General features: G+C 45.0%; 17 protein-coding genes and 1 tRNA gene. 10 read left to right on the top strand and 8 right to left on the bottom strand.

Translation table 11 applies throughout. The annotated features are described in order from the left end of the window. Window positions 1-5: 5 nt before the first annotated feature. Window positions 6-1,238, bottom strand: a complete 1,233-nt coding sequence (locus AKJ31_RS04250; RefSeq protein WP_053407831.1) for an L-lactate MFS transporter — start codon at window positions 1,236-1,238, stop codon at window positions 6-8. Window positions 1,239-1,811: 573 nt separating this feature from the next. Here AKJ31_RS04250 and AKJ31_RS04245 point away from each other — a divergent pair. After that, complete coding sequence (locus AKJ31_RS04245) at window positions 1,812-3,410, top strand: diguanylate cyclase domain-containing protein (RefSeq protein ID WP_053407830.1); 1,599 nt, start codon at window positions 1,812-1,814, stop codon at window positions 3,408-3,410. Between the two features lie 26 nt (window positions 3,411-3,436). Here AKJ31_RS04245 and AKJ31_RS04240 read toward each other — a convergent pair whose 3' ends face one another. Then, a complete protein-coding gene (locus tag AKJ31_RS04240; RefSeq protein WP_053407829.1) occupies window positions 3,437-5,101 on the bottom strand; it encodes an electron transfer flavoprotein-ubiquinone oxidoreductase in 1,665 nt (554 codons plus the stop codon). A gap of 119 nt (window positions 5,102-5,220) precedes the next feature. Between AKJ31_RS04240 and AKJ31_RS04235 the strand changes: the two genes are divergently transcribed. Together AKJ31_RS04235 and AKJ31_RS04230 are read left to right on the top strand one after the other, a co-directional pair. Continuing rightward, complete coding sequence (locus AKJ31_RS04235) at window positions 5,221-5,973, top strand: electron transfer flavoprotein subunit beta/FixA family protein (protein ID WP_053407828.1); 753 nt, start codon at window positions 5,221-5,223, stop codon at window positions 5,971-5,973. 12 nt (window positions 5,974-5,985) lie between these two features. Beyond that, window positions 5,986-6,948, top strand: a complete 963-nt coding sequence (locus AKJ31_RS04230) for an electron transfer flavoprotein subunit alpha/FixB family protein (RefSeq protein WP_053407827.1) — start codon at window positions 5,986-5,988, stop codon at window positions 6,946-6,948. An 82-nt stretch (window positions 6,949-7,030) separates the two neighbouring features. On the opposite strand, the gene AKJ31_RS04225 is transcribed toward AKJ31_RS04230, so the two are convergent. The 5 genes from AKJ31_RS04225 to AKJ31_RS04205 all read right to left on the bottom strand — a co-directional run bounded on the left by AKJ31_RS04225 (window position 7,031) and on the right by AKJ31_RS04205 (window position 15,341). Next, on the bottom strand, window positions 7,031-9,889 hold the full coding sequence (locus AKJ31_RS04225; RefSeq protein WP_053407826.1) for an HD domain-containing phosphohydrolase: 2,859 nt from the start codon (window positions 9,887-9,889) through the stop codon (window positions 7,031-7,033). A 267-nt stretch (window positions 9,890-10,156) separates the two neighbouring features. Continuing rightward, complete coding sequence (locus AKJ31_RS04220) at window positions 10,157-11,308, bottom strand: dihydrolipoamide acetyltransferase family protein (protein ID WP_053407825.1); 1,152 nt, start codon at window positions 11,306-11,308, stop codon at window positions 10,157-10,159. Continuing rightward, complete coding sequence (locus AKJ31_RS04215; RefSeq protein ID WP_053407824.1) at window positions 11,305-12,288, bottom strand: alpha-ketoacid dehydrogenase subunit beta; 984 nt, start codon at window positions 12,286-12,288, stop codon at window positions 11,305-11,307. The genes AKJ31_RS04220 and AKJ31_RS04215 overlap by 4 nt, the downstream gene beginning before the upstream one ends. Beyond that, window positions 12,281-13,372 (bottom strand): pyruvate dehydrogenase (acetyl-transferring) E1 component subunit alpha, encoded by a 1,092-nt coding sequence (pdhA, locus tag AKJ31_RS04210; protein ID WP_053407823.1) that lies wholly within the window; start codon window positions 13,370-13,372, stop codon window positions 12,281-12,283. Before pdhA ends, AKJ31_RS04215 begins: the two co-directional genes overlap by 8 nt. A 409-nt stretch (window positions 13,373-13,781) precedes the next feature. After that, window positions 13,782-15,341 carry an alanine/glycine:cation symporter family protein gene (locus tag AKJ31_RS04205; RefSeq protein ID WP_053407822.1) on the bottom strand — a complete coding sequence of 520 codons (1,560 nt, stop codon included), beginning with the start codon at window positions 15,339-15,341 and terminating at the stop codon, window positions 13,782-13,784. Between the two features lie 569 nt (window positions 15,342-15,910). Between AKJ31_RS04205 and AKJ31_RS04200 the strand changes: the two genes are divergently transcribed. Both AKJ31_RS04200 and AKJ31_RS04195 read left to right on the top strand, forming a co-directional pair. Then, complete coding sequence (locus AKJ31_RS04200) at window positions 15,911-16,450, top strand: DUF3332 domain-containing protein (RefSeq protein ID WP_053407821.1); 540 nt, start codon at window positions 15,911-15,913, stop codon at window positions 16,448-16,450. A gap of 207 nt (window positions 16,451-16,657) precedes the next feature. Continuing rightward, window positions 16,658-16,732, top strand: a tRNA-Gly gene (locus tag AKJ31_RS04195). A gap of 257 nt (window positions 16,733-16,989) precedes the next feature. On the opposite strand, the gene AKJ31_RS04190 is transcribed toward AKJ31_RS04195, so the two are convergent. Then, a complete protein-coding gene (locus AKJ31_RS04190) occupies window positions 16,990-18,330 on the bottom strand; it encodes an aminotransferase-like domain-containing protein (protein ID WP_053407820.1) in 1,341 nt (446 codons plus the stop codon). Between the two features lie 165 nt (window positions 18,331-18,495). Between AKJ31_RS04190 and AKJ31_RS04185 the strand changes: the two genes are divergently transcribed. The 5 genes from AKJ31_RS04185 (at window position 18,496) to lgt (ending at window position 22,538) form a co-directional block, all read left to right on the top strand. Next, a complete protein-coding gene (locus AKJ31_RS04185) occupies window positions 18,496-19,512 on the top strand; it encodes a TauD/TfdA family dioxygenase (RefSeq protein ID WP_053407819.1) in 1,017 nt (338 codons plus the stop codon). Between the two features lie 10 nt (window positions 19,513-19,522). Further along, window positions 19,523-20,392, top strand: a complete 870-nt coding sequence (locus AKJ31_RS04180) for an NAD(P)-dependent oxidoreductase (RefSeq protein ID WP_053407818.1) — start codon at window positions 19,523-19,525, stop codon at window positions 20,390-20,392. Window positions 20,393-20,416: 24 nt separating this feature from the next. Next, on the top strand, window positions 20,417-21,199 hold the full coding sequence (locus AKJ31_RS04175; protein WP_053407817.1) for a TSUP family transporter: 783 nt from the start codon (window positions 20,417-20,419) through the stop codon (window positions 21,197-21,199). Between the two features lie 180 nt (window positions 21,200-21,379). Then, a complete protein-coding gene (locus tag AKJ31_RS04170) occupies window positions 21,380-21,643 on the top strand; it encodes a hypothetical protein (protein WP_053407816.1) in 264 nt (87 codons plus the stop codon). Between the two features lie 115 nt (window positions 21,644-21,758). After that, on the top strand, window positions 21,759-22,538 hold the full coding sequence (lgt, locus tag AKJ31_RS04165) for a prolipoprotein diacylglyceryl transferase (RefSeq protein WP_053407815.1): 780 nt from the start codon (window positions 21,759-21,761) through the stop codon (window positions 22,536-22,538). Window positions 22,539-23,019 lie beyond the last annotated feature (481 nt).

Here is a 23,019-nt window from a genome sequence, read left to right as displayed (position 1 = left end):
ACTAATTACGCCGCTTTCAACTGAGCGATTTTCGCTTCAGATACTGGCTTAGTGATGATAGCTAGCGCGATACATACTGCCATCATTACTGCAGATACCGTGTACGCTAGTGTGTAGCCGCTGCCGTTTGTCATTGAGAAACCAACAACTGCTGCACCGATTGCACCGCCGATACCCCAAGCCGTGTATAGCACGCCGTAGTTTGTGCCGTAGTTCTTAAGACCGTAGAACTCTGCTGTTAGAGTCGGGAATACAGCTAGAAGTGTACCGTAACCAATCGCTGCAATTGCAGTACCGATGATTAGCGTAAACTCTGTGTCGAACGTTGCGAAAAGCACCATGTTTGCGCCTTGCAGTACAAATGCAAGAAGCAGAGTGCGCACGCCGCCGATCTTGTCAGCTAGCATACCCGCTGCAACACGACCGCCAGAGTTGAATACCGCTAGGATAGACGCTAAGTATACTGCGTTTGGTAGGTTCGCTTGTACACTTGCGATTGTCGTGATGTTACCGATGATCATGAGACCAACCGACGCCGCCAGTGCGTACATGATCCATAGTGAGTAAAACTGAGGCGTTTTAAGCATCGCTTTCCAGCTTAGATCTTCAGAAGTCTTGACTGCTTTAGGCGCTTGACCTGCTTTCACTTTAGGTTCTGCTGGTGTATAGCCCGCTGGTGGGTTGCTGATGGTTGCTGCCAGAGGCACTGCGATGGCAAGAATACCAACACCAAGAACCATAAAGCTGGTCTGGATACCCATGCTATCGATTAGCGCAGAAGTCACTGGCGCTAGGTAAATAGCGGCAAGACCAAAGCCTGCTGCGATTAGACCGTTAACCATACCTTTCTTCGAAGGGTGGAACCATTTCATCGCTGATGGAGAAAGACATGCGTAACCAAAACCGATACCTGCACCAGTGATCACACCAAACGTGATGTTTAGCATTAGTGGAGTATCAACAAAGCCAGATGCGATCATGCCTAGGCCTGTTAGTACAGTACCTAGAATTAGGATCATACGTGGACCCATACGGTCTTGTAGGATACCTGCAACAAGAAGACAGATTGAGAATGTGATAGTTGCAGTCGCGTAAGGCGCTGATGCTTCAGCTGCGCTCCAGCCAGATTCAGTTACTAGTGCTTTGTTAAACACGCTCCAAGCATACAGGATGCCAAGACAAAGGTTGATACAGAATCCTGCTAGAAGGATGCGCATCGCTTTATCAATCTTGCTCATTTTTGTTCCCAGTTACCCTCTAATATGAGGGTTGGTTAATAGTCAATACATTCAAATTAAGTTTGCGTTTATCAACATAAATCGCAATGGGCGCGAATTATAACCAATCTAAATGTGATTGGAATCTCTTTTTCAATAACTGCCGAAATTTATTTACGTTTGTTAATGGAGTGTTTACAACGACTGGAAAAACATGGGGTTTAAACTCAATCGAGTGCATATGATAGGTGTAATTTAAGCGAATGACGTATTGCACTTTGGTCGTGTTTGGAGCCGAAAATGGACTCAAGTTGACACTCTTTGATGTCATCTACAGCGTGCAGAAGCAATTAGTTGATAAATGTGTCGAAAGGATTGGTATTTTTGTAAACTCACATCACAGAACAAATTTATGTTTCGTGAATACTGGCGAGAGGTTGTAATAAAACTAACCTTAGTATTAGTACCTCATAAATCTACGTCACTCTGGCTAAGAGTGCTTTGTCGGGATAACTGACGAGCGTATAGGAAATCGTGCTCAGCGTTTAGTGTCTAATGTGCTGAACCTTCATTGGAATAGAAAGAGTTGTAGATATGAAGCTTAGACATCTGTTTGTTATCACATGTTGTTTATTAACCGTGATCCCTTTGGCTCTTTTCTGGGCTTGGCCTTATTCCAAAGCATTAGAATCTGAGGTGAGGGATGTTCGGCAGCGACACTTAGTTATCGCGCAAAATCTCTCAGCTACGTTTGAGCGTTATTACCAAGACGTGACGGGCATTTTTACCATCATAGATTCAGAGTCTGAGAGCCAGTTGAATTCGAAGAACTTCAAGCAGCTTTTAGCTAGCTACGACTTTAGCATGGTGGCCAAATTTAACAATGATGGCAAGCTAACCGGTTGTTTGTTTTATAAGCAGAAGTCCTGCCCGCAGCAGCTTGATAGCGATATTTTTCGCTTGATGGTGGATACATCTAATAGCGATAACGTCACACTCTCTACCGTGACCGTAGATAAAAGTTATTCCAACACGCCAATCCTACTCGTGGTGCAAAAGTATTCCGACCATTACTTACTAGGCTACTTATCTACGCAGTACATCGTCGATATGGGGAGAAGGGTTTCATTTGGAGAAAAAGGTCATGCCGCGATCGTCGATCAAGCGGGTAATGTTCTCGCGCACCCTCTAAGCTCTTGGATAGAAGCGCGCAAAAACATATCGGCAGTGAGTACGGTGCAAAAAATGCTTGCCGGAAAAACAGGTGTCGAAGAGTTTTATTCACCGGCATTAAAAGGTGACATGATTGCTGGTTACACATTTGTTCCGAATGCTGGTTGGGGCGTAATGGTGCCACAGCCGCTAGAGGAGCTAAGAGTTAAAGCCGAGCACATTGATGAAACCGCAATTATGGTGATGTTTTTAGGTGTAGCGTTGGCACTGCTCATAACGATTCCGATTTCATTTAGCTTAATTAAACCGCTGGAAAGCCTGTTGGCAACAATTAGGCGTATTGAAAACGGCAAACAAGCGGTGGACGTAGACTTTAAAACGTCGCGTGTGATGCCAAAAGAAATTCGCGAAATCAAAAACTCGTTCTCCTCAATGATGGAAAAGATCGAGAGCAATAAGAGCGAGATCTCTAAGCTAGCGTATTTCGATGTGGTGACTGAGCTACCCAACAGGCGTTATTTCCAACTACTTTCAGAACAATGGTTAGGCAAGGCTGAAGAGTCGGATCTTACTGGGGCATTGGTGTTTATTGACCTCGATGACTTTAAGTTGGTCAACGACACTTATGGGCACAAAATCGGTGATGAGTTGTTGTCTCAGTTTGCGGTTCACTTGAGCCGTCACTTTGACATCGAAAGCAAAGAGGTATGCTTGCTCGAATATTACGATGAGCTGCCTGATATTATCCCGGCTAGGTTAGGTGGTGATGAATTTGCCATATTGTTTAAAAACATTCGCAGCAAAGAAGACGTCTACAGACAAGTTCAACTGCTCTTTGATGAGGTATTTACGACATACAGTTTACCGGGCGGCGCTGAGGTCGATCTTACGGGTAGTGCAGGTATTGCGTTCATTCCGGAGCATGGTTTGGAGTACGACGAGATCATTAAACACGCCGACGTCGCGATGTACAAAGCGAAACTCGATGGTAAGAATAGCATCTGTGCCCATGCAGTTTAATTGTGACTTACACCGATAAATCGCGATTACATATTACGATAGTTAGGCCCGCCGCCACCTTCAGGCGGAACCCAAGTGATGTTGAGAGACGGGTCTTTAATATCGCACGTTTTACAGTGTAAGCAGTTGGCAGAATTGATCTGTAGACGATGTCCGCCTTCGCATTCCAGTATTTCATACACACCTGCGGGGCAAAACCTCTGGCTTGGTCCGTCAAACATTGGAATATGGTTGTTGAGCGCGATTCTTAGGCTCGAAATCAGCAAGTGATTTGGTTGGTTTTCTTCGTGTTTTGTGCCTGATAAATACACAGAAGACGGTTTATCGAAGCTCAAGATCTTATCTGGTTTCGGGTACTCGATTTTTGTGCAGCCGCTTTTCTCTTTCATACATAAGTAGTCGGCTTGAGGATCGACAATATTCCATGGCACAGGTTTTTTGCTCAAGTATGGCCAAATATTGTATTCCAAGGTCGCGATAGCTCCTCCGAGCAAGCTGCCGTAATTGTGGATAGCACCTGTAAAGTTGCGCGCTTGGTTTAACTCGTCATACAGCCAAGACGATTCAAATCGAGACTGATAATCTGGCTCATCAGCCGGTGAGTGAGAGGTCAGTTCTGCAAATACCGCCTCTGCCGCTAACAAGCCGGATTTCATCGCGGTATGACTACCTTTGATCTTGGCGCTATTCAGTGTCCCAGCGTCACAACCAATCAGTAAGCCTCCGGGAAACTGCTGTTTAGGCAGAGCAAATAAGCCGCCTTTGGTTAACGCGCGAGCACCAAAGCAAACACGCTCTGCGCCTAGTAGGTATTTTGATATCGCTGGGTGATGCTTCAGGCGCTGAAATTCTTCGAAAGGATTCAGATAAGGATTGGCGTAGTTGAGGTCGACAATTAAACCTACAGCCACTTGATGATTGTCGAGATGGTAAAGAAAACTGCCGCCGTTGCTCTCCGAGTCGCTTAACGGCCAACCAAAACCGTGGATCACTAAGCCAGGTTGATAGCGTTTATCGCCTTCTGGCAGTTGCCATAACTCCTTAAGTCCAATGGCGTAATGTTGTGCCGCTTTGCCTTTACTGAGCTTGAAGAGTTTGAACAACTCTCGCCCAAGGTGACCGCGCGCGCCCTCAGCAAATACGGTGTATTTGGCTCTAAGCTCAATGCCTGCTTGGAAGTTGCTTTTCGGCTGGCCATCTTTATCTAACCCCATGTCTGAGGTTACGACGCCAGCGATTTTGCCTTGTTCATCGCTAATGAGGCTTCTCGCGGCAAAGCCGGGAAACACTTCAACGCCTAACTGGCTAGCTTGCTCGGCTAACCACATACATAAGTTGCCTAAACTGAGAACGTATTGCTCGTGTCCGACGCGTAGACTTTTAGGCACGAATGCTTGAGGTATACGGACGTGATTGGATTGGGTAGAAAGCAGCAACATCTCGTCTTTGTTAACAGGCGTCATCTGCGGAGGATTTTCTCGCCATTGAGGAAACAGCTCATCAAGCGCAATTGGGTCAAACACCGCGCCGGATAGAATATGAGCACCGACTTGCTCGCCTTTTTCAACCACACAAATACTGAGATCTCGTTTGTTTTGTTGGCTCAGTTGGGCAAGTTTGCAGGCCGTTGAGAGTCCCGCTGGCCCTGCGCCAACGACGACAACATCAAACTCCATTGATTCTCTTTCCATACTCCAACCCAACCTGATTTCCAGTTCGTGCTCGTTGTACTTAGTTAAATATAGTCCAGTTGACGTAAACGTAAACTTTACTAAGCTCAAAATAACTTGGCACATCGGCAGGAGGTTACGTGAAAGTTCTAGTAGCGATTAAGCGTGTTATCGACCCATACAGCAAAGTTCGAGTCAAAACAGATGGCACTGGCGTAGAAACAGCAAACGTCAAAATGACCATTAACCCGTTTTGCGAAATAGCCGTAGAAGAAGCAATACGACTCAAAGAATCAGGGCTAGCAGAAGAGGTGATCGTCGTTTCGATGGGCGAATCTTCTTGCCAAGAGCAACTAAGATCGGCGTTAGCGCTTGGCGCTGATAGAGCGATTCATATTGAGACGGATACTGAATGCCAGCCGCTGAGCGTTGCTAAGTTGCTTAAAGCGATAGTCGAAAAAGAGCAACCGAGGTTGGTTTTACTCGGCAAACAATCAATCGACAGCGATAACAATCAGGTGGCTCAAATGCTCGCTGCTATTACAGGATTGCCGCAGGCGACATTTGCTTCTGAAATCCATATTGAGGGTAACAAGATAGAGGTCGAACGAGAGATCGATGGTGGCCTTGAGCGGCTTAGATTGTCGTTACCAGCAGTGATTAGTGTTGATTTGCGCTTGAATGAGCCAAGATACGCATCATTGCCCAATATCATGAAAGCCAAAAGCAAACCGATGGAGCAACTCACGCCAGAGCAGTTAGGGGTCGAGCTGTCGTCGTCACAAGTCACGCTAGAAGTGATGCCGCCAAAAGCTCGCCAAGCAGGACAAATAGTGACAAGTGTTGCCGAATTGGTGGACAAACTGCGTAACGAAGCAAAAGTGATTGAGTAAAGGGAGGTGTACATGAGTGAATCTAGCGCAAAAATTTTGGTAGTTGCTCAGCACAATGGCTCTCAACTTAGCTCGGGAACGTTGGCAACGCTCACAGCCGCTGAGCAATTAGCAGAATTGAATCAGGATTGCTCGATTGATCTCTTGATCATCGGTGAAAACTGTCAGGGCGTTTCGAAGCAAGCGAATGAATATGGAATGGTGGATCAAATACTCGTCGCAGAACACAGCAATTATGCCAACGTGTTGAGCGAAGCGATTGCTCCTGAGATCGTCAACCTTGCCAGTGGCTATTCACACGTGTTGGCGGTTGCGAGCACCTTTGGTAAAGACTTAATGCCAAGAGTGGCGGCGCTGCTCGATGTAGGGCAATTGTCCGATGTGATTGAGTTTGTCTCCGCTGATACGGTCATCAGACCAATCTATGCCGGTAACGCATTGGCAAAAGTACAATCCCATGACGCAATAAAAGTCATCACTGTGCGCGAATCGGCGTTTGATAAAGCCCAACCAAATGGCAATCGAGATGTGCCGATTATCGAAGTGCCTGCGGAAGTTCACGCGTCGAATACCGAGTTTATGGAGCGTAAAGTTACGGTCTCTGAAAGACCAGAACTTGCCGCGGCTCGTGTTGTGGTATCGGGCGGACGCGGGCTAGGCAGCAAAGAACAGTTTCAATTAGTGGAACAACTCGCTGACAAGTTAGGTGGCGCGATTGGTGCTTCGCGGGCAGCGGTCGATGCGGGTTATGTATCAAACGATCTGCAAGTCGGACAAACGGGTAAAGTGGTTGCGCCTGACCTGTATATCGCGGTTGGGATTTCAGGCGCCATTCAGCACATTGCCGGGATGAAAGAGTCTAAAGTGATCGTCGCCATAAACAGTGACCCAGATGCCCCAATCTTTGAAGTTGCGGATTACGGTCTGGTTGGTGATTTGTTTGAGATCTTGCCTGAGCTAATCGACTCTGTCTGACTCGTGACTGAATGAAAACAGCCCCGCTTAACACTGCTGTGTATTGAGCGGGGCTGTTTTCTACTTAACCAACATTTTCTCGTTAAGCGACATACGAAGAGACGTCGACCTCATCCAACTGCTCAGGCAGCATGTAGCTTTCGGCGAATCGTTGGTAAACACCTGAGGTTAAGAACAGCTCGAATACATCTTGATCAAGGTGGCCTTCTTTGGCCATGAAGCTCATGATTTTGATTGCTTCCTTGAGTGTCTTAGCTTTCTTGTAAGGGCGGTCTGTACTGGTCAAGGCTTCAAATACATCCGCAACCGCGATGATTTTGGCGGTGAGCGGCATATCTTCTCCCTTGAGTCCCATAGGGTAGCCAGTACCATCGATTTTCTCGTGGTGTCCGCCGGCAATTCGTGCCACATCTTTCAAATGTTGTGGGAAAGGTAACGACTCTAAGATTCTAATCGTCTGAATAATATGGTCATTAATGATGAATCTGTCTTCATCGGTTAACGTACCGCGACGAATCGATAGATTGTAGAGCTCACCTAAGTTGGCTTGATATTGCGGTGGTTTCATCGAAAAGCGTTCGTCTATAGGCGGATTGGTTTCCCACGGCACGATGTGTTCCGGCAAATCAGCGAGCAAGCTTTCCTCTTGAGGTGTGATTTCCTCACCAGAGAAACGTTGTTGTTCTACCCAGGCTGTTCCTGAGCGTTTGGACAGAGTTCTCGTCCAGTTGCTTTTAGCGATAGTATTTAAACGCTCAAGGTCGTCGTCACTGACAAACTCGCCACCGACGTTAAGTTCTGCAATAAACTGAAAATCCTCGTCTATTTGCGTTAGAACGTGCGAAAGCTTTTGTTCTGCTTCATTTGGCAGTTCACCAAAGGCTTCAGCGTAAGACTCTAAACGTTTATCGCGTTTGAGCACTTCAAAACGCATGCGAATTTCGTGGATACGGTTGTAAATGCACTCCAGTTTTGTCGCTTTATCGACGATGTGTTCTGGTGTAGTTATTTTACCGCAGTCATGCAACCAGCTTGCGATTCGTAACTCTTCCCACTCTTTAGTGTTTAATGAAAAGTCGTTGAACGGAGCAAGTTTTGATTCATCTGCCGCTTGGGTTAACCACTCGGTAATCACGGGTACTCGTTGGCAGTGGTGACCCGTGTACGGAGACTTCTTATCCAAAGATCCTGCAAACACTTGGATAAAGGACTCAAGCAACGCTTTTTGCGCGTCGTACATATTGAGTGTTTCAATCGTCACCGACGTAAAGCCCAATAGCGTTTTCAAATAGTGTGCATACTTGTCGTGCAGCTTCTGTACATCGCCTTGATGGTACATCACGGCAAATGAACCAATTACGTCACCAGTTCGGTCAATCAGTGGATAACAGATAAACTGAGCGTCTTGATTGGCCACTTGAGTGGAAGCAAAGAAGGCAATGTCGCTAAGTTTAAATATGTGCGCTTCTTTCTGTACGAAGACGCGCTGTACAAACGGAGATTGACTGGTCAATGGAATCGGCTGTTGGAAGATTTCATTTGAGCTGTCGTCATTCTCTTCTTCCCACCAAAGACATTTAGGGATCGCGCAATTTGTTTCCTCATCGAGTAAGTACAAAAACGCCCCTTGAGCGTTGACCGCCTTCGCGATGTCTTGGCAAACCAGACTCAAAATGTCATCGACATTCTCTTTGCGCGCTATGTTGTTGGTTAGCGAAATAAACTGCTTAATCGTTAGTTGCGTGCTCGCTTGAGCTTCGGTTAGCTCTTGAATCTCTTTAATGTAGCTTGGTTTCTGTGGCTCAAATGAGAAGCGGAAGCGCTCGATGTCTTGCGCTTTTTGAGTCGCTCGTCTGATTGGCTGAGCAACGTAACGCGACACGCCATAGATAAATGGCAGTGTTATCAGTAAAACGAGCAGCGAGCCGTAAAGCGTTTGTTGTTTGATCACCACGCCAGAATCAAACAAGTCTGCCGCTTTAGTTGCCATCAGTAGGTTAATGGGTTCGTTGTTATGCGGCGCAAGCGGAACGACTTTTCCAAACCACTGTTCGCCGTTGAAGTTGAACGTTTCAATCGTATTGATACGCTGATGCTGGCCGATTGCATATGACAAAACGGATTGAGACAAATCCGCCACTTTCATTGCGCGGCCATTGGTCTCGGTGTCGAGTAAATCACGGTCACTGGCGGCGTAGATACTACCAGAGTCGGTGTACAGGGCTCGAATCGAAGATGGCGCCGTTAAGGTACTGGCAAGCGTCTTTTCCAAATCTTTGAGAGAGACATTAATCGAGATGATCGTACCAAATGAATTCTTTCTATAAGCGGTCAACCCTAGCTCTTTTAAAGCCGGAAGTACAAACGGCACAGAGATAATATTGGCGTCCAGTTTTGCATCGGCAAAGTCATCGTGATGCTGTACTAATAACTTTTTATCCAGCTCAAATTCGTCGACTTTATTGAGTGACGAATCCAGTCCAGTGATGGTGGTGATTTCGTTGATCTCGTGGGTTTCGATATAACGCGTGCGTTCATCAATGCCAAAAAACTGCCTGACTTTATCGCTCTTAACTTGCATTACAGAGTAGAAATCGCCGTTGGGATAATAGAATGAAAACGACGATACATGCGGATGTTCGTCAAGCAGATGAACAATCCCAGCCAACGCTAACTCTCTTTCTTGTGCAACGTTGGAGTGAGCGACTTGGCTTTTCGCAAATGTCCCTAACGCCAGAAAAGCAGAGTGATAGTAAGAATCCAACTTATAGCGCGTTTCTGACGCGACACGGCTAAATAGTTTGTCGTTAGCATCTTTGATTAGTGTGTTTAAGCCGTTGTTGGAGAGATAAATCTGCACGCCAGAGACAATAACGACGACCAAAATGATAACGGTGGATAGATGTATGTGAATAGGCAAAGCTTTATAGCGACGTTCCATCGAGTCTTGTTCTCTATTTTTATCGGTGGGTTGGATGTGCCAACAGTTGTTTATCAATAATAGAGCTTTCTCAGATGTTTGAAGTGCGATCAGTTGGATATTTATAAATCACTGTGATGAATAAATAAAAGTATTAATTATGAGATGGCTAATGTGTTGAGGTTTGTTTGAGTTCGGGCTAAATAACGGCTTGAACACCGATAGCAGGCAGATCAAACCCATAGCGTATTCTGATGGTGCGTTATGGGCTTGATCGAGTGCTTTGATCTAGTCTTGGTAGCGGCTTTCTAAATGCCACACCAGTTTTTTGGTAAAGCGCGCTGCTTCGCCACCGGTACAGGCTCTGTGGTCAAACGTAATCGACAGTGGCATCGCTTTGATCGCAACGGGCTGTCCATCGCGCATGACGACTTTTTCGATGATTCGACCCGCGCCGACAATCGCGACTTGGGGTGGGGAAACAACAGGTGTTGCGTAGATCCCCGCGATGGCACCAAAGTTGGTCAGTGTAATGGTCGCGTGTTGTAGCTGCTCGCGGGCGATTTTACGTTCGCGAATGCCTTTGACTGTTTCATCCAACCAGCGACGAACCCCTTCTGCTGAGAAGTTGTCCGCGTCACGCAGCACTGGGACATACAGTCCATGAGAGCTATCAACGGCGATACCTATGTTGACCTTGCTGTGCACACAGCGCGTCATGGTGTCTGCGTCAAACCAAGCATTGAGAGCAGGTTCTTTCTTGCACGCGTAGACCACCGCTTTGATAAGCCTTGCGGAAATATCTTCGTTAGCAGACCAACTTTCTAAGCTCGCTTCTTCAGTAATCGTCACATCCGCCACATTGCGGTGTGATTCTGCCATTGCACCCGCCATGGTTCGTCTGGCGCCTTTTAGTACCTCAGTACCTGGTTGTTGTCGACTTGCTTCGTGGTAGATATCGCTATCGGTAATCAGGCCATTTGGACCCGTTCCTTCCACTTTCTCGATGCTGACACCAAGCTTTTTGGCCAACAAACGAGCCGAAGGCATTGCGGTCACAGGGCGCTGATCAACATGTGAATTATCGCCTCCGATCCAGAAGTCATCGACATTCACGTGATGAGCGTGTTGAGATACGTTACCTACGACAGTTGCGGCATCGGATTTTTGAGCTTCTTTCGGCTTGGCTTTACTCGATCCATCGACCAACTCTTCAATCTCTAACAGCAAGGCTCCGATGTTGACGATGTCGCCTTCTTCTCCGTGTCTGTTGACGACTTTACCGCTGCAAGGTGAGGGCACTTCCACCACGGCTTTTGCAGTTTCAACCGTCAGTACCACTTGGTCGGTTTCGACCGTATCACCAACATTGACGTGCCATTCGACAATTTCAGATTCGGCTAAGCCTTCACCTAAATCTGGTAATAGGAAGTTTTTCATTTCCAACCCTCCACTAGTTCACGAGCGGCTTGAATAATGTCTTGCTCTTGGATCATGAAGTAATCCTCATTGCGGTAATACGGCATTACCGTGTCCATTCCGGTGACGCGTTTAGGCGGCGCTTTCAACATACACATTGCGCTTTCTGCAACACGAGCAAGGATCTCAGCACCCACACCACAGGTACGGCTGGCTTCGTGAACCACCAATAATCGTCCGGTTTTCTCGAGTGATTTGATGATGGTGTTCATATCTATCGGCTTGATAGAAGCTAAATCCACCACTTCGACTGAAATGCCTTGCGCAGATAAGGTTTCCGCAGCCTGCAAAGATTCAACCACACAAGCACCCCAGGTGACCAAAGTAATGTCGCGTCCTTTTCTCAGTGTGAAACAGGTATCGAGAGGTAGCGCTTCGCCGTTATCGACCACGTTGGATTTCACCGTGCGGTAGATGCGTTTAGGTTCAAAAAACATCACTGGATCGTTACTGCGGATCGCCGCCAGCAATAAACCATAAGCGCGTTGAGGTGAGGAAGGAACCACAACTTTAAAGCCGGGGATATGTGCAAATAAGGCTTCGACGCTTTCAGAGTGGTGCTCAGGCGCGTGAATACCACCGCCAAACGGTGCGCGAAATACGGCAGGACAGGTGAGTCGTCCTCGCGTGCGGTTTCGCATTCTGGCTGCATGGCACACTAAATGCTCCATCGCCGGGAAGACAAACCCTTGGAATTGAAACTCAGCGACAGGGCGCAGCCCTTGGGTTGCCATGCCGACCGCAACGCCGCCAATCAAGGCTTCCGCTAACGGTGAATCAATCACTCTGCGCAGACCAAACTTCTCTTTTAACCCAACGGTTGCACGGAACACACCGCCGTTGTCACCGACGTCTTCTCCGAGTACCACTACATTCTCATCGTGAGCCATTTCATGGTGGAGCGCGAGGTTAACCGCTTCAACAAGTGTTATTTCAGCCACGGTGACCTCCCTGCATACGCATTGCTTTTTGGATCAGTTCGTCGCGTTGAGCATTAAGCTCTGCTGGTGAAGATTCATAGAGGTAATCGAAGGCAGATTCTGGTGCTTGTGGCGCAAGAGACACATAGTTATCGACCGCTTGCTCAACGTGCTGCTTACACTCTGCTAGCCAGTCTGAATCTTGTTGACTCGACCAGAGACCTCTATCCGTTAAATAGTTTTTTAAGCGTTTAACGGGTTCATATTCCCAAGCTTGCTGCAACTCGTCTTCACTGCGATAGCGACTGGCATCGTCAGCGGTAGTGTGGTCACTTAAGCGATAGCTGACCGCTTCGATTAGTGTCGGGCCTTTGCCTTTGCGCGCTCTGTCTAGTGCCGACAAAACGCAGTCATGCACCGCAACCACATCATTGCCATCCACGGTAGTGCCGTGAATTCCTGCTCCTTTGGCTTTCTCGGATAGAAAATCGGCGGCACATTGCAGTGCGCGCGGAACAGAAATTGCCCACTGGTTGTTGTTGATGACGAATACCAAAGGCAAGTTCCATGCACCTGCACAGTTGATCGATTCAAGAAAGTCGCCTTTTGAGGTTGCACCGTCACCACAAGTGACTAGTGCGACCTGATGGTTGCCCTCGATTTTGAGTGCGGTAGCAACACCAACAGCATGTGTGCATTGGGTGGCGATCGGTACGCAGAAAGGTAAATCGCGTGATGCGATACCATCAGTTGGTGCGAAATCGCTGCCGCGCTCGTCGCCGCCCCAATATTGCAGGTTCTTTTCCATTGGAATACCGCGAACCCACATCGCTGGCATATCGCGATAGTAGGGGATAAACACATCTTTTGGATGCATAGCGTGCCCGACGGCAACACCAAACGCTTCCGCGCCTAAATGGGAAGGGTACGTACCAAGCTTACCGGTACGTTGCAGGGCGACCGCTTTGTTATCGTAAGTACGGCTGAGCACCATATCACGATAAAACTTTACTAACGTGTTGTCGTCTGCCCAAGCAGGGAGTTGCTCAACTGCTGCGCCAGTATGGTCGATATAGCGAAGCATCGGCAAAGATTGAACATTCATTGGAATCTCCTCCATGGTCTCTGGCTGGTGGATCGCACCATTAAGAGACTGAATCCTGACTCAGCGACCATGTTTCGGTTTGAGTCGGGGTAGATGCCAAATTTCTCGCCTCAAGAAAACGTCGAATGATATAAGCGACTTTTATTCCCCAATTAGGCGTTCTTTTTTACTGCAAATAGACCAAGATTTAGTGATGAATCTCAGCATCTACTGTTTTCCATAAGTGTAATCAAAATGTTAAATATTGCTTAATTTCTTTAGTACGCAGGAAGTAAAACAGAGTTTACAACTATGAGTGGATAGAGAGTGGTGTCTGATAAGGGGAGATTGTCTATATTTGGATGATTCAACAAACAAAAAAACAGCAGGGGAGGCCTGCTGTTTTTTGAGTTACATCATGTTTGAGCGATTAGTCAGCTTGTGAGTCGTACGCTGGCTTCTGTGATTGCTGTTGCTGAACTTTGTAGACTTTACCTGCGTTGAAACGCTCTAGGTAATCTGCAAGGTCACGCTTCACTTCAGGAACCATAATGTATAGACCAACAATGTTAACTAGCGCCATTGCGAAGATCATTGCATCAGAGAAGTCGATAACTGGACCTAGGTTCATCGCGGCACCGATAACGACGAAGATACAGAACTTCACTTTGTAGATGATTTCAGCTGTTTTGCTCTCGCCGAATAGGTAAGTCCAAGCTTTCAGACCGTAGTAAGACCAAGAGATCATGGTTGAGAAAGCGAACAGTACAACGGCCACTGCAAGTACGTATGGGAACCAGCTAATAGCACTACCAAATGCCGCAGAGGTTAGCTCAACACCTGCTAGACCAGTATCGGTATCTAGGTAACCAGTGATGATGATAACAAGCGCTGTCATGGTACAGATAACTACTGTGTCGATGAACGGTTCTAGTAGAGAGACGAAACCTTCAGACATTGGCTCTTTGGTTTTTACTGCTGCGTGTGCGATTGCCGCCGAACCTACACCTGCTTCGTTCGAGAACGCCGCACGTTTGAAGCCTTGGATTAGCACACCAATAACACCACCTGTGATACCTTCGCCAGTAAACGCGCCGTTGAAGATTGCACTGAATGCATCATCGATACGGTCGAAGTTAATTAGCAAGATAACGATCGCAGCGCCTACATAGATAGTTGCCATGAAAGGAACCACTTTCTCGGTGACTTTCGCAATCGACTTGATACCACCGATAATTACGATACCAACGATAACCGCGAGGATGATACCGAATAACCAGCCTTTATCCGCGAAGAATGAAGCTTCACCACCTGTTACACCAACGATCTGTTTGAACGCTTGGTTTGCCTGGAACATGTTACCGCCACCAAGTGAACCACCGATTGCAAACACTGAGAACAGTACTGCAAGCGTACGACCAAACGCCGCATTGCCACGCTGAGCCAGGCCTTTGCTTAGGTAGTACATTGGACCACCGGATACTGAACCATCAGGGTTAGTGTTACGGTATTTAACACCCAGCGCACACTCTACAAACTTGCTCGACATACCCAGTAAGCCAGCAAGAATCATCCAGAATGTTGCACCAGCGCCACCAATTGAAACAGCGACTGCCACACCTGCAATGTTACCTAAACCTACCGTACCAGAAAGAGCGGTAGTTAGTGCTTGGAAGTGAGATACCTCACCATCTTCTTTCGCTTTAGGATCAGAGAACTTGCCCGATACCAGTTGAACAGCGTGTTTAAAACCGCGGATGTTGATAAAACCAAGATAGAAAGTGAAGAACGTTGCTGCGACTACCAACCAAAGAACGATCCATGGAACCTGTACGTCAGTAAAAGGGAACGGAATAGTCGAAAAGATCATTCCTACAAAAGGGTTGACGATAGGGGCGACCACTTCATTGATCGTATCATCCAAGTTGGATGCCACAGCACTACCTGTGAAAATGCTTGCAAAAAGGGCAAGCGAGATACGCTTTGTCATGCTTTTCCTGCCTGTGAAATAAAGTTTATATGAATAATATTTATTAGAAGTTGTGTTTTGTTACATTTGTGTAACACAGGCTATTGTTCACTTTATTGATATGGTCGCAACATTTATGTTGGAAAGTTTGAAGTAGAGAACAGTTCTGATAATTGCTGTATTTGGGTGATTGATTTGGACTTTCTATCTAATGGTTGATTAAAAATTGGAGTTAAACTCCATTGATGCGCAGTTAAATTGAAACATTATTTTTAACATTTACTCAGTTAATGAAACTGCTTGGTTATAATTTGTGCAGATTTAAGCAACGAATTTCAACAAAAGGACAGGATTTAGCAAGCTTTGAAACTTGTTGCCCATTGAATGTTGTCCTAATCTTTGAATTAACCTCACTGTTTGGGAGTAAAAACACTGTCCAAATAGCAAAAAGAGGAACTTCTGTAGGATTTATCTTATGAAAAACAGTGGCTTAACAAAGTAAGCATTATGTCAATTATTTGATGGGTCTGGTTGATTTATAAGGTGGCAGGAGTAGAATAAGCATCTTCTTACATAGGTGGTGGAAAATCATGAAAAAAAACGCACTAAAACTTGCAGTTGTCGCTGGCTTAGGTCTAACGTCTCTAACTGGCTGTATGGGTCAAATGGCTACAACAGGTCTAGTTACTAAATTCAACCTTGAAGTAGTAGATAACCGTTACGCTCGTGAAGGTATGTTCCTTCTTCTTTCACCTGTTTACGGTATCGCGAGTGTAGCTGACCTATTTATTTTCAACGCGATTGAGTTCTGGACTGGTAAAAACCCAATCTCTGGCAAATCTCCAGCGGTTGTTGATACTCCAACTAAGAACTACATCAAAGTGAACGACTCTCTAGATAGCTCACTAAAAGAAGTTCCTCTATCAAACAACTCAAACATCGACCATGCTACAATGCAGCAAATCGATGAAAACACTATGCAGATGGACATCTCTTACATCGACGGTACGACTAAAACTCTACGTGGTGAGAAGTCAGAAGACAGCGTTGCTTTCTACCTAGACGACCACTACGTAACAACAGTATCTAACGATGAGCTAAACAACTACGTTTCAGCTGCAAACATCTAATACATCTTGCTTGTATTCGAAGCCTCCGTATTTGCGGGGGCTTTTTTATTGGCTCGTATCAATCGAGCTGCTGATCGCGTAAATTAGAGTGTATATGTACTAAGAGTACGCAAATTGATGATAAACCAACCGGTTGAGCGCTTAGGGGCGAAAAAAGGCTTTTCTTTTCAGTTAGATCTGGCATATTAAATCTTGTCGACACGATGTGCGTGCATCGTATAATGGCTATTACCTCAGCCTTCCAAGCTGATGATGCGGGTTCGATTCCCGCTGCACGCTCCAATTCTTCTCGCTTTTCAGCAAGCTTCACTGGCAAATCTAAATTTAATTGTTACCTCAGTAAAAACATCGCGTTAAGCACATTAGAAAACCGCATTTACTTGCCGCACTCGTATTTACTCCCAAAAAAACGGTTGTACCCGTCAAGATAGCTCTCATTTTCCGGATTTCACTAGCACAGCGTTTCGATTTCAAACTGCTTGTGGATGAAGTCTGTAAACTGAGATGAGTTTCTTTTACGGGTAGTGGCTTTTTGCATGTTAGAAAGGCAAAAATGAACTTGGATTTGAGTTTAAAAGAGTCTCAATCTGCTTGAGTCCATCAATAAGCTTGCTCTCTCTACTAATTGAAGTCAGTGACAGTCTTATGTGTTGGGTATTAGACCCATCGGCACTAAAGTAGCTGCCACTCGTAACAATTAGGCCTCTATTTTTTGCTTCCATCGTGAATCTGTCTTGTTGCCAATGTTGCGGCAGTGACAGCCAGATGTGAAACCCAGATGCATTCGCGTTGATAGACGGAAAGATTTGTCGAGCAAGCTCTTGTCTATGTACGGCCATTTCTCTTTGATTTTCAGCTAGCTGAAATGCTTCACCTGATTCAATCAACAACGTGGCGGCGATAAAGTTAATCGGAGAAGACAGCCATATGTTTGCGCGAATGTGAGCGTTTAAAGCCGCAACCTGACTTTCGGGGGCTTTTACAAACCCACACCTCATTGCAGGGCTTATTGCTTTAGATAATCCGGATATATGAAAGGTATAATTCGGCGCAAAGTTTGCGATTGGAGGAACTGGCGGAGCATCCAAAAAGCAATAGATATCATCTTCCACCAACCACACTTGATTTTCATTGATGACCTTAGCGATTTCTTTTTTACGCGCCTCTGGCATCGATACTCCAGTTGGGTTCTGATGGCAAGGAATCAAAATAACCAGCGATGGAGAATGCGCCTTTATCGCAGTATCAAGCGCGTCAGGACGGACACCTTGCTCGTCTAACTCAACACCAATCACGTTCCTGTTTGATAGGTTCGTTATCGCTAATATTCCTGGGTAGGTGAGAGATTCAACTAAGATGGTGTCTCCTGGCTTTGTCAGTGTTTCGACGAGCAAAGACAGTGCATGTTGAGCGCCATTTGTGAGAACGGTATTGCGAGTGTTTCCGCCTTCAAGGCCGTATTCTTGTGCCCACCTAACCGCTGCTTCCCTGTGCTTTTTATGTCCAGAGTTTTCGCAATATCCGATCAGTGAATCTGTTAGTTGATCGGCTGACTGTTGATAGGCTTTTTTTATTGCTGGCACATTTTTGTACAAACACGGCTGTAGCAGAGAAAAGTTGAAATCAGATTCATCCTCTGGAGCTTGGATAGCTTCATTTAAGTCCGAACGAGCTGCAACAAATGTCCCTTTACCAACAAAAGACTCTAAGCGCCCTTTATCACTCAGTAATTTATAGGCTTTGGATACTGTAGCCGGAGTGGTTTCGAACTCATCCGCTAATTCGCGATGAGTCGGAAGTTTTGCATTGGGTTGGTATTCGCCGCTATCGATTCGTTCTTCGATGACGTCAGCGATAAAGATGAATTTGCTGTTACTCAATCTGCTTCTCCTCAGTTCGAATAACTCATTATAAAACATTACTTATGTCTTTTCGCTATTAAAGTTATTAAACAAAAGTAACAAACTCACATTGACATATGTCAATGCATTGAATTAGTCTAAGTCAAAACTATTACTAACAACGTTACTTAAGGCTCAAGAACAATGCTAAACAAGGAAGTACAGGAACAAGGCAAACAAAGCGTACAGGAGTTATACATCTCATATGATTCAGCTAGAAAACTAAAGAGCGCTTTTAATAGTTTAAGGTTAGGTGATGACCAAACTTGGTTGGATGCTAAGGACTGGCTGGGCAACACGGTGAAGCACAGTCTCCCGTTTGAGCAAATATCTACGATAGAGTCATTCGCTCAAAACGATGAACAAAGTGCTTTGATCATCCGAGGTTTACCTATAGACCATGATTTGTGTGCAACACCATACAAAGGATATCTATCACCTTCCAAAACACCTTTAGTTAGTGGAATTCATATTGGCATATATCAATTGGCAGGAATTGAACCAATTTCTTATCAAAATGAAAACAATGGTCTTCTATTTCGGCACGTTGTTCCCGCTCAGAATGCACTTAACGAGAAGTCTTCACATGGTTCAATTCACACTTTTGGTCATCATGTAGACAATCCAGATCTTCCTTTGGTGTGCGAACCAATAACAGAACAGAGTGGGTGTCCTGAGTTTTTGTCTTTAATGGCATTGAGAACTGACTTAAGGGTGAATTCCAACTTCATTCTGTTGGATGAGCTGATCTCATGTCTTAGTTCGGGCGTGATTGGAGAGTTATCGAAACCAAATTATCTAATCAATCGACCTGATTCGTTTGGTCAAGCAAAAGGCAGTCGATTACCAATCTTAATTGCAGGCCAAAATGGTGTTGTGTATTGCCGTTACGACAAAGAAAACACGACTCCTCTAACAGAAAGCGCGGCTGCGGCTTTAGTCATGCTAGAGGCTCAATTACAAAATACCAACCTAAAACGTCATTTAGTTTACCAACCGGGAGACTTACTCATTATTAAAAATCAGCGAGTGGTTCATAGCCGAGAAGGGTTTCATCCAAGAGATGACGGCTCGGATAGATGGCTAATCCGGCTCTTTGGAATGAGCTCACTGGATCGAATCATCCCCCACAAAAACTCAAAGCATATTGGAAAGGATTAAGGATAGCGTTATGAAAAACTCGAACGTCGCATTTATAGGCTTAGGTGTAATGGGGTACCCAATGGCGGGGCATTTATCTAATGCTGGCTATTCTGTCAAAGTTTACAACCGTACATTGAAGAAAGCACACGACTGGACTCAAGCATATATCGGGGAATCGTGTTTAACGCCGGGGTCGGCGGCGCAAGACAGTGATTATGTGTTTGTGTGTGTTGGCAATGATGATGACGTAAGAAGTGTCGTTTATGGTTCAGATGGGATTTTGGCAAACATGAAACCAGGGAGCATGCTAGTTGACCACACCACGACGTCTGCGGAACTCGCCATTGAATTGGCGGCTGCATGTGAACAGAAAGGTGTTCTTTTTGTTGATGCTCCTGTCTCAGGCGGTCAAGCCGGGGCTGAAAATGGCGCTTTGACCATCATGTGTGGTGGTCAACCTAACGCATATGATCAAGTAGCCCCAATCATGCGCAGCTATGGTAAGCAATCAAAGCTAATGGGTGAAAATGGTCAAGGCCAGAGAGCTAAGATGGTTAATCAAATATGCATAGCGGGTGTTTTGAAAGGCTTGAGTGAAGGGCTACTGCTAGCTCAACGTTCAGGTTTAGATATTGGCGAGCTCGTAGATGTATTAAAGCATGGTGCTGCGGGTTCTTGGCAAATGGAGAATCGTTCATTAACGATGTCAAAAGGTGAATTTGACTTCGGGTTTGCGATCGATTGGATGCATAAAGACTTGGGTATCTGTTTAGACGAAAGCAGAAAGTTGGGTATCACACTACCACTGACAACGACGGTAGACAGTGAGTATCAAGAGTTACAGAAGCGTGGCTTAGGGTGCATGGACACATCTGTACTTATTAAAGTTTACGAATAATTAATGAATTAAGGATTTTTCAACATGGAATGGTTAGGGAACGACATTACATTATGGGTGTTAGTTGCACTGATGCTGTCCGCATTCGCTGCTGGGTTTATTGACTCAGTAGCTGGTGGAGGTGGTTTGATTTTAGTGCCATCATTTATTCTAGCGGGCTTACCTCCTCAAGTAGCGTTGGGACAAGAAAAGATAGTAAGTACTCTCGGGACAATTGCAGCAATACGCAATTTTGTCAGAAACAAGTGCGTAGTTTGGACTGCGGTTGCAACAGGTATACCTGCTGGATTGATAGGTGCTTATGTAGGTGCAGAAGCTATTCTTTATTTCGACCCAGATACGGTTGGTAAGATCATACTTGCAATGCTTCCTATTGGTATCGTGCTTTCGTTCATTCCTAAAAAGAGTGGCGAGCAAGATAAGGATGTGCCAATTAACAAAAACGTTATCCTATTTGGTGTCCCAGCAGCCGTGTTTGTGATTGGTTTCTATGATGGATTCTTTGGACCTGGTACTGGCAGCTTTCTGATCCTTGCTCTTCATTATCTGTTGAAATTTGATTTAGTGGCGGCATCTGCGACGTCAAAGTTGTTCAACTTTGCATCTAATGTTGGGGCTCTAATTGCTTTCATGCTAGCTGGCAGTGTGCTGTATGCGTTGGCTGTTCCTTTGGTGATTATGAACTTGTTAGGCAACCACGTCGGCAGCTCTTCTGCGATGAAATATGGCCCTAAACTGATCCAACGTACAATATCTTTGTCGCTTAGCCTATTGATGATTTCGTTGGGTTACAAATTTATCTTCTAGTAAGAACTTACAGCTTAGCTAATCGCTTAAAATCATCTTTCGAGCCCTTTATTTGATTGAAATTAAATAAAGGGCTTTTACTGTTAATGGGCGACTAATTATGCGCCTTTGCGAACTTTCTCTTTTACCATCAAAGAGTAACAATTAGAATTGAGTGATCATTTTCCAGTGGGTGCGAGTATGATTCGTCACAATTTAATCGGTTTTTTATCGTCGTTGTTTGCTCTGGTCGGTCTGATTTTTGTCATGATGGATGGCTCTCACTTTCCACTCCTGCAGTGGCCTTACGAAGCTTTTCAGGGATTGGTTTTCTCTTTCGTTTGGGGTTTTGGTGTATCGATTACGATTGGTTATTTCTTCTCAATAATGGTCGTTGTTACAGTTTTGGTTGTAAGTTTTGCACTAGGGCATAAATTATCACGCTGTTTTGGTCGAAATAGGTAAACTTCGCTTATTGAGGTTACAGTTACAGCTACAGCGGTAAGACGTTAGTACTCTTCTAACCAGCATTTAAGATGTTTGGCGGCTTTAGCTCAATTACACTAGGTAAACTAACAAGATGGAATGGAATTTAGATCCAGTACTGTTTTCTATAGGACCGTTAAGAGTTCATTGGTATGGCGTGTTATTTGCCATAGGAATTGCTTCGGGTTTTAGTGTTATGAAACGCATATTTACCAATGAAAATCGGCCCTTATCAGAACTGGATTCTTTGTTAGTTACTTCTATAGTCGGCATTATTTTAGGAGCTCGGTTAGGGCATTGCCTATTTTACGACCCTCATTACTATTTTGAACATCCGCTTAAAATAATCGCTATTTGGGAAGGGGGACTCGCTAGTCATGGTGGTGGCTTAGGTGTGTTTATCGCTGCCTTGTATCATGCCAAACGCTACAATATTGGAAAGTTGTGGCTGTTAGATAGACTTGCTATCTCAACCGCTATTTTTGCATTTTTTGTGAGGCTTGCAAATTTTGCCAACTCAGAGATACTCGGAACATCATCAGACTTACCTTGGGCTATCATTTTTCAACGATTAGACAACATCCCCAGACATCCTGCACAGCTATACGAATCTATTTGCTATTTGGCTATATTTTTTCTGCTTTGGTCAATATACCGAAAAACGAACATTGCGCGCTATGACGGAGCGATTCTAGGGATATTTTTAACATTAGTATTCAGTGCTAGATTTATGATCGAGTTTGTTAAAGTGAAACAAGCGTCCTACACAACAGATCTCGCTCTTACTGTTGGGCAGCTACTTAGTGTGCCATTTTGGTTAGTTGGATTATCTCTGTGTCTTTGGGCTATGTTCCATCGTAAAAATAGCTTGTAATAACGTTTTTAAGATTGATTCCTAACGTTTGATTTTTTCTTTTAACCGTTGGTTTATTAGTCCAAGGTGCATTGCTTCCTTTTTGATAGCTAATTGAGCATTCTTTAACACGATCGAAATTAATCAAGGCGGCGATAGTGCTTTTTCGAGCAAGCTAATAATATCTCTTTCTTTATAAACTTGAGAACTGAGCAAATGAATCAAACCCAACACCAAAGATGGTCAAAAATCAGGTCAGGTGGCTTTTTCAAATATGTAACACTAAACACTATTTCGATAGTACTGGGTATATTTTCGGTTAGACTTCTCATCCATGCTTTCTCAAGTGAGAAAGTTCCTTTTGAGGAGTTTCTATCAGCTCAGTTTATGAACTTAGGAATAACTGCTTTAGTTCTACCTTTTGTCTTTTGGGGCTTTTGGTTGTATCAGGAATCGAAATACAAAAAAGTGTCGGAAAGATAGCGCGTAAAATAAATACTCA

It is taken from the genome of Vibrio hepatarius (genome assembly GCF_001274785.1).
Classification (GTDB): Bacteria; Pseudomonadota; Gammaproteobacteria; order Enterobacterales; family Vibrionaceae; genus Vibrio; species Vibrio hepatarius.
This window is presented reverse-complemented; position numbering and strand designations above follow the sequence as displayed.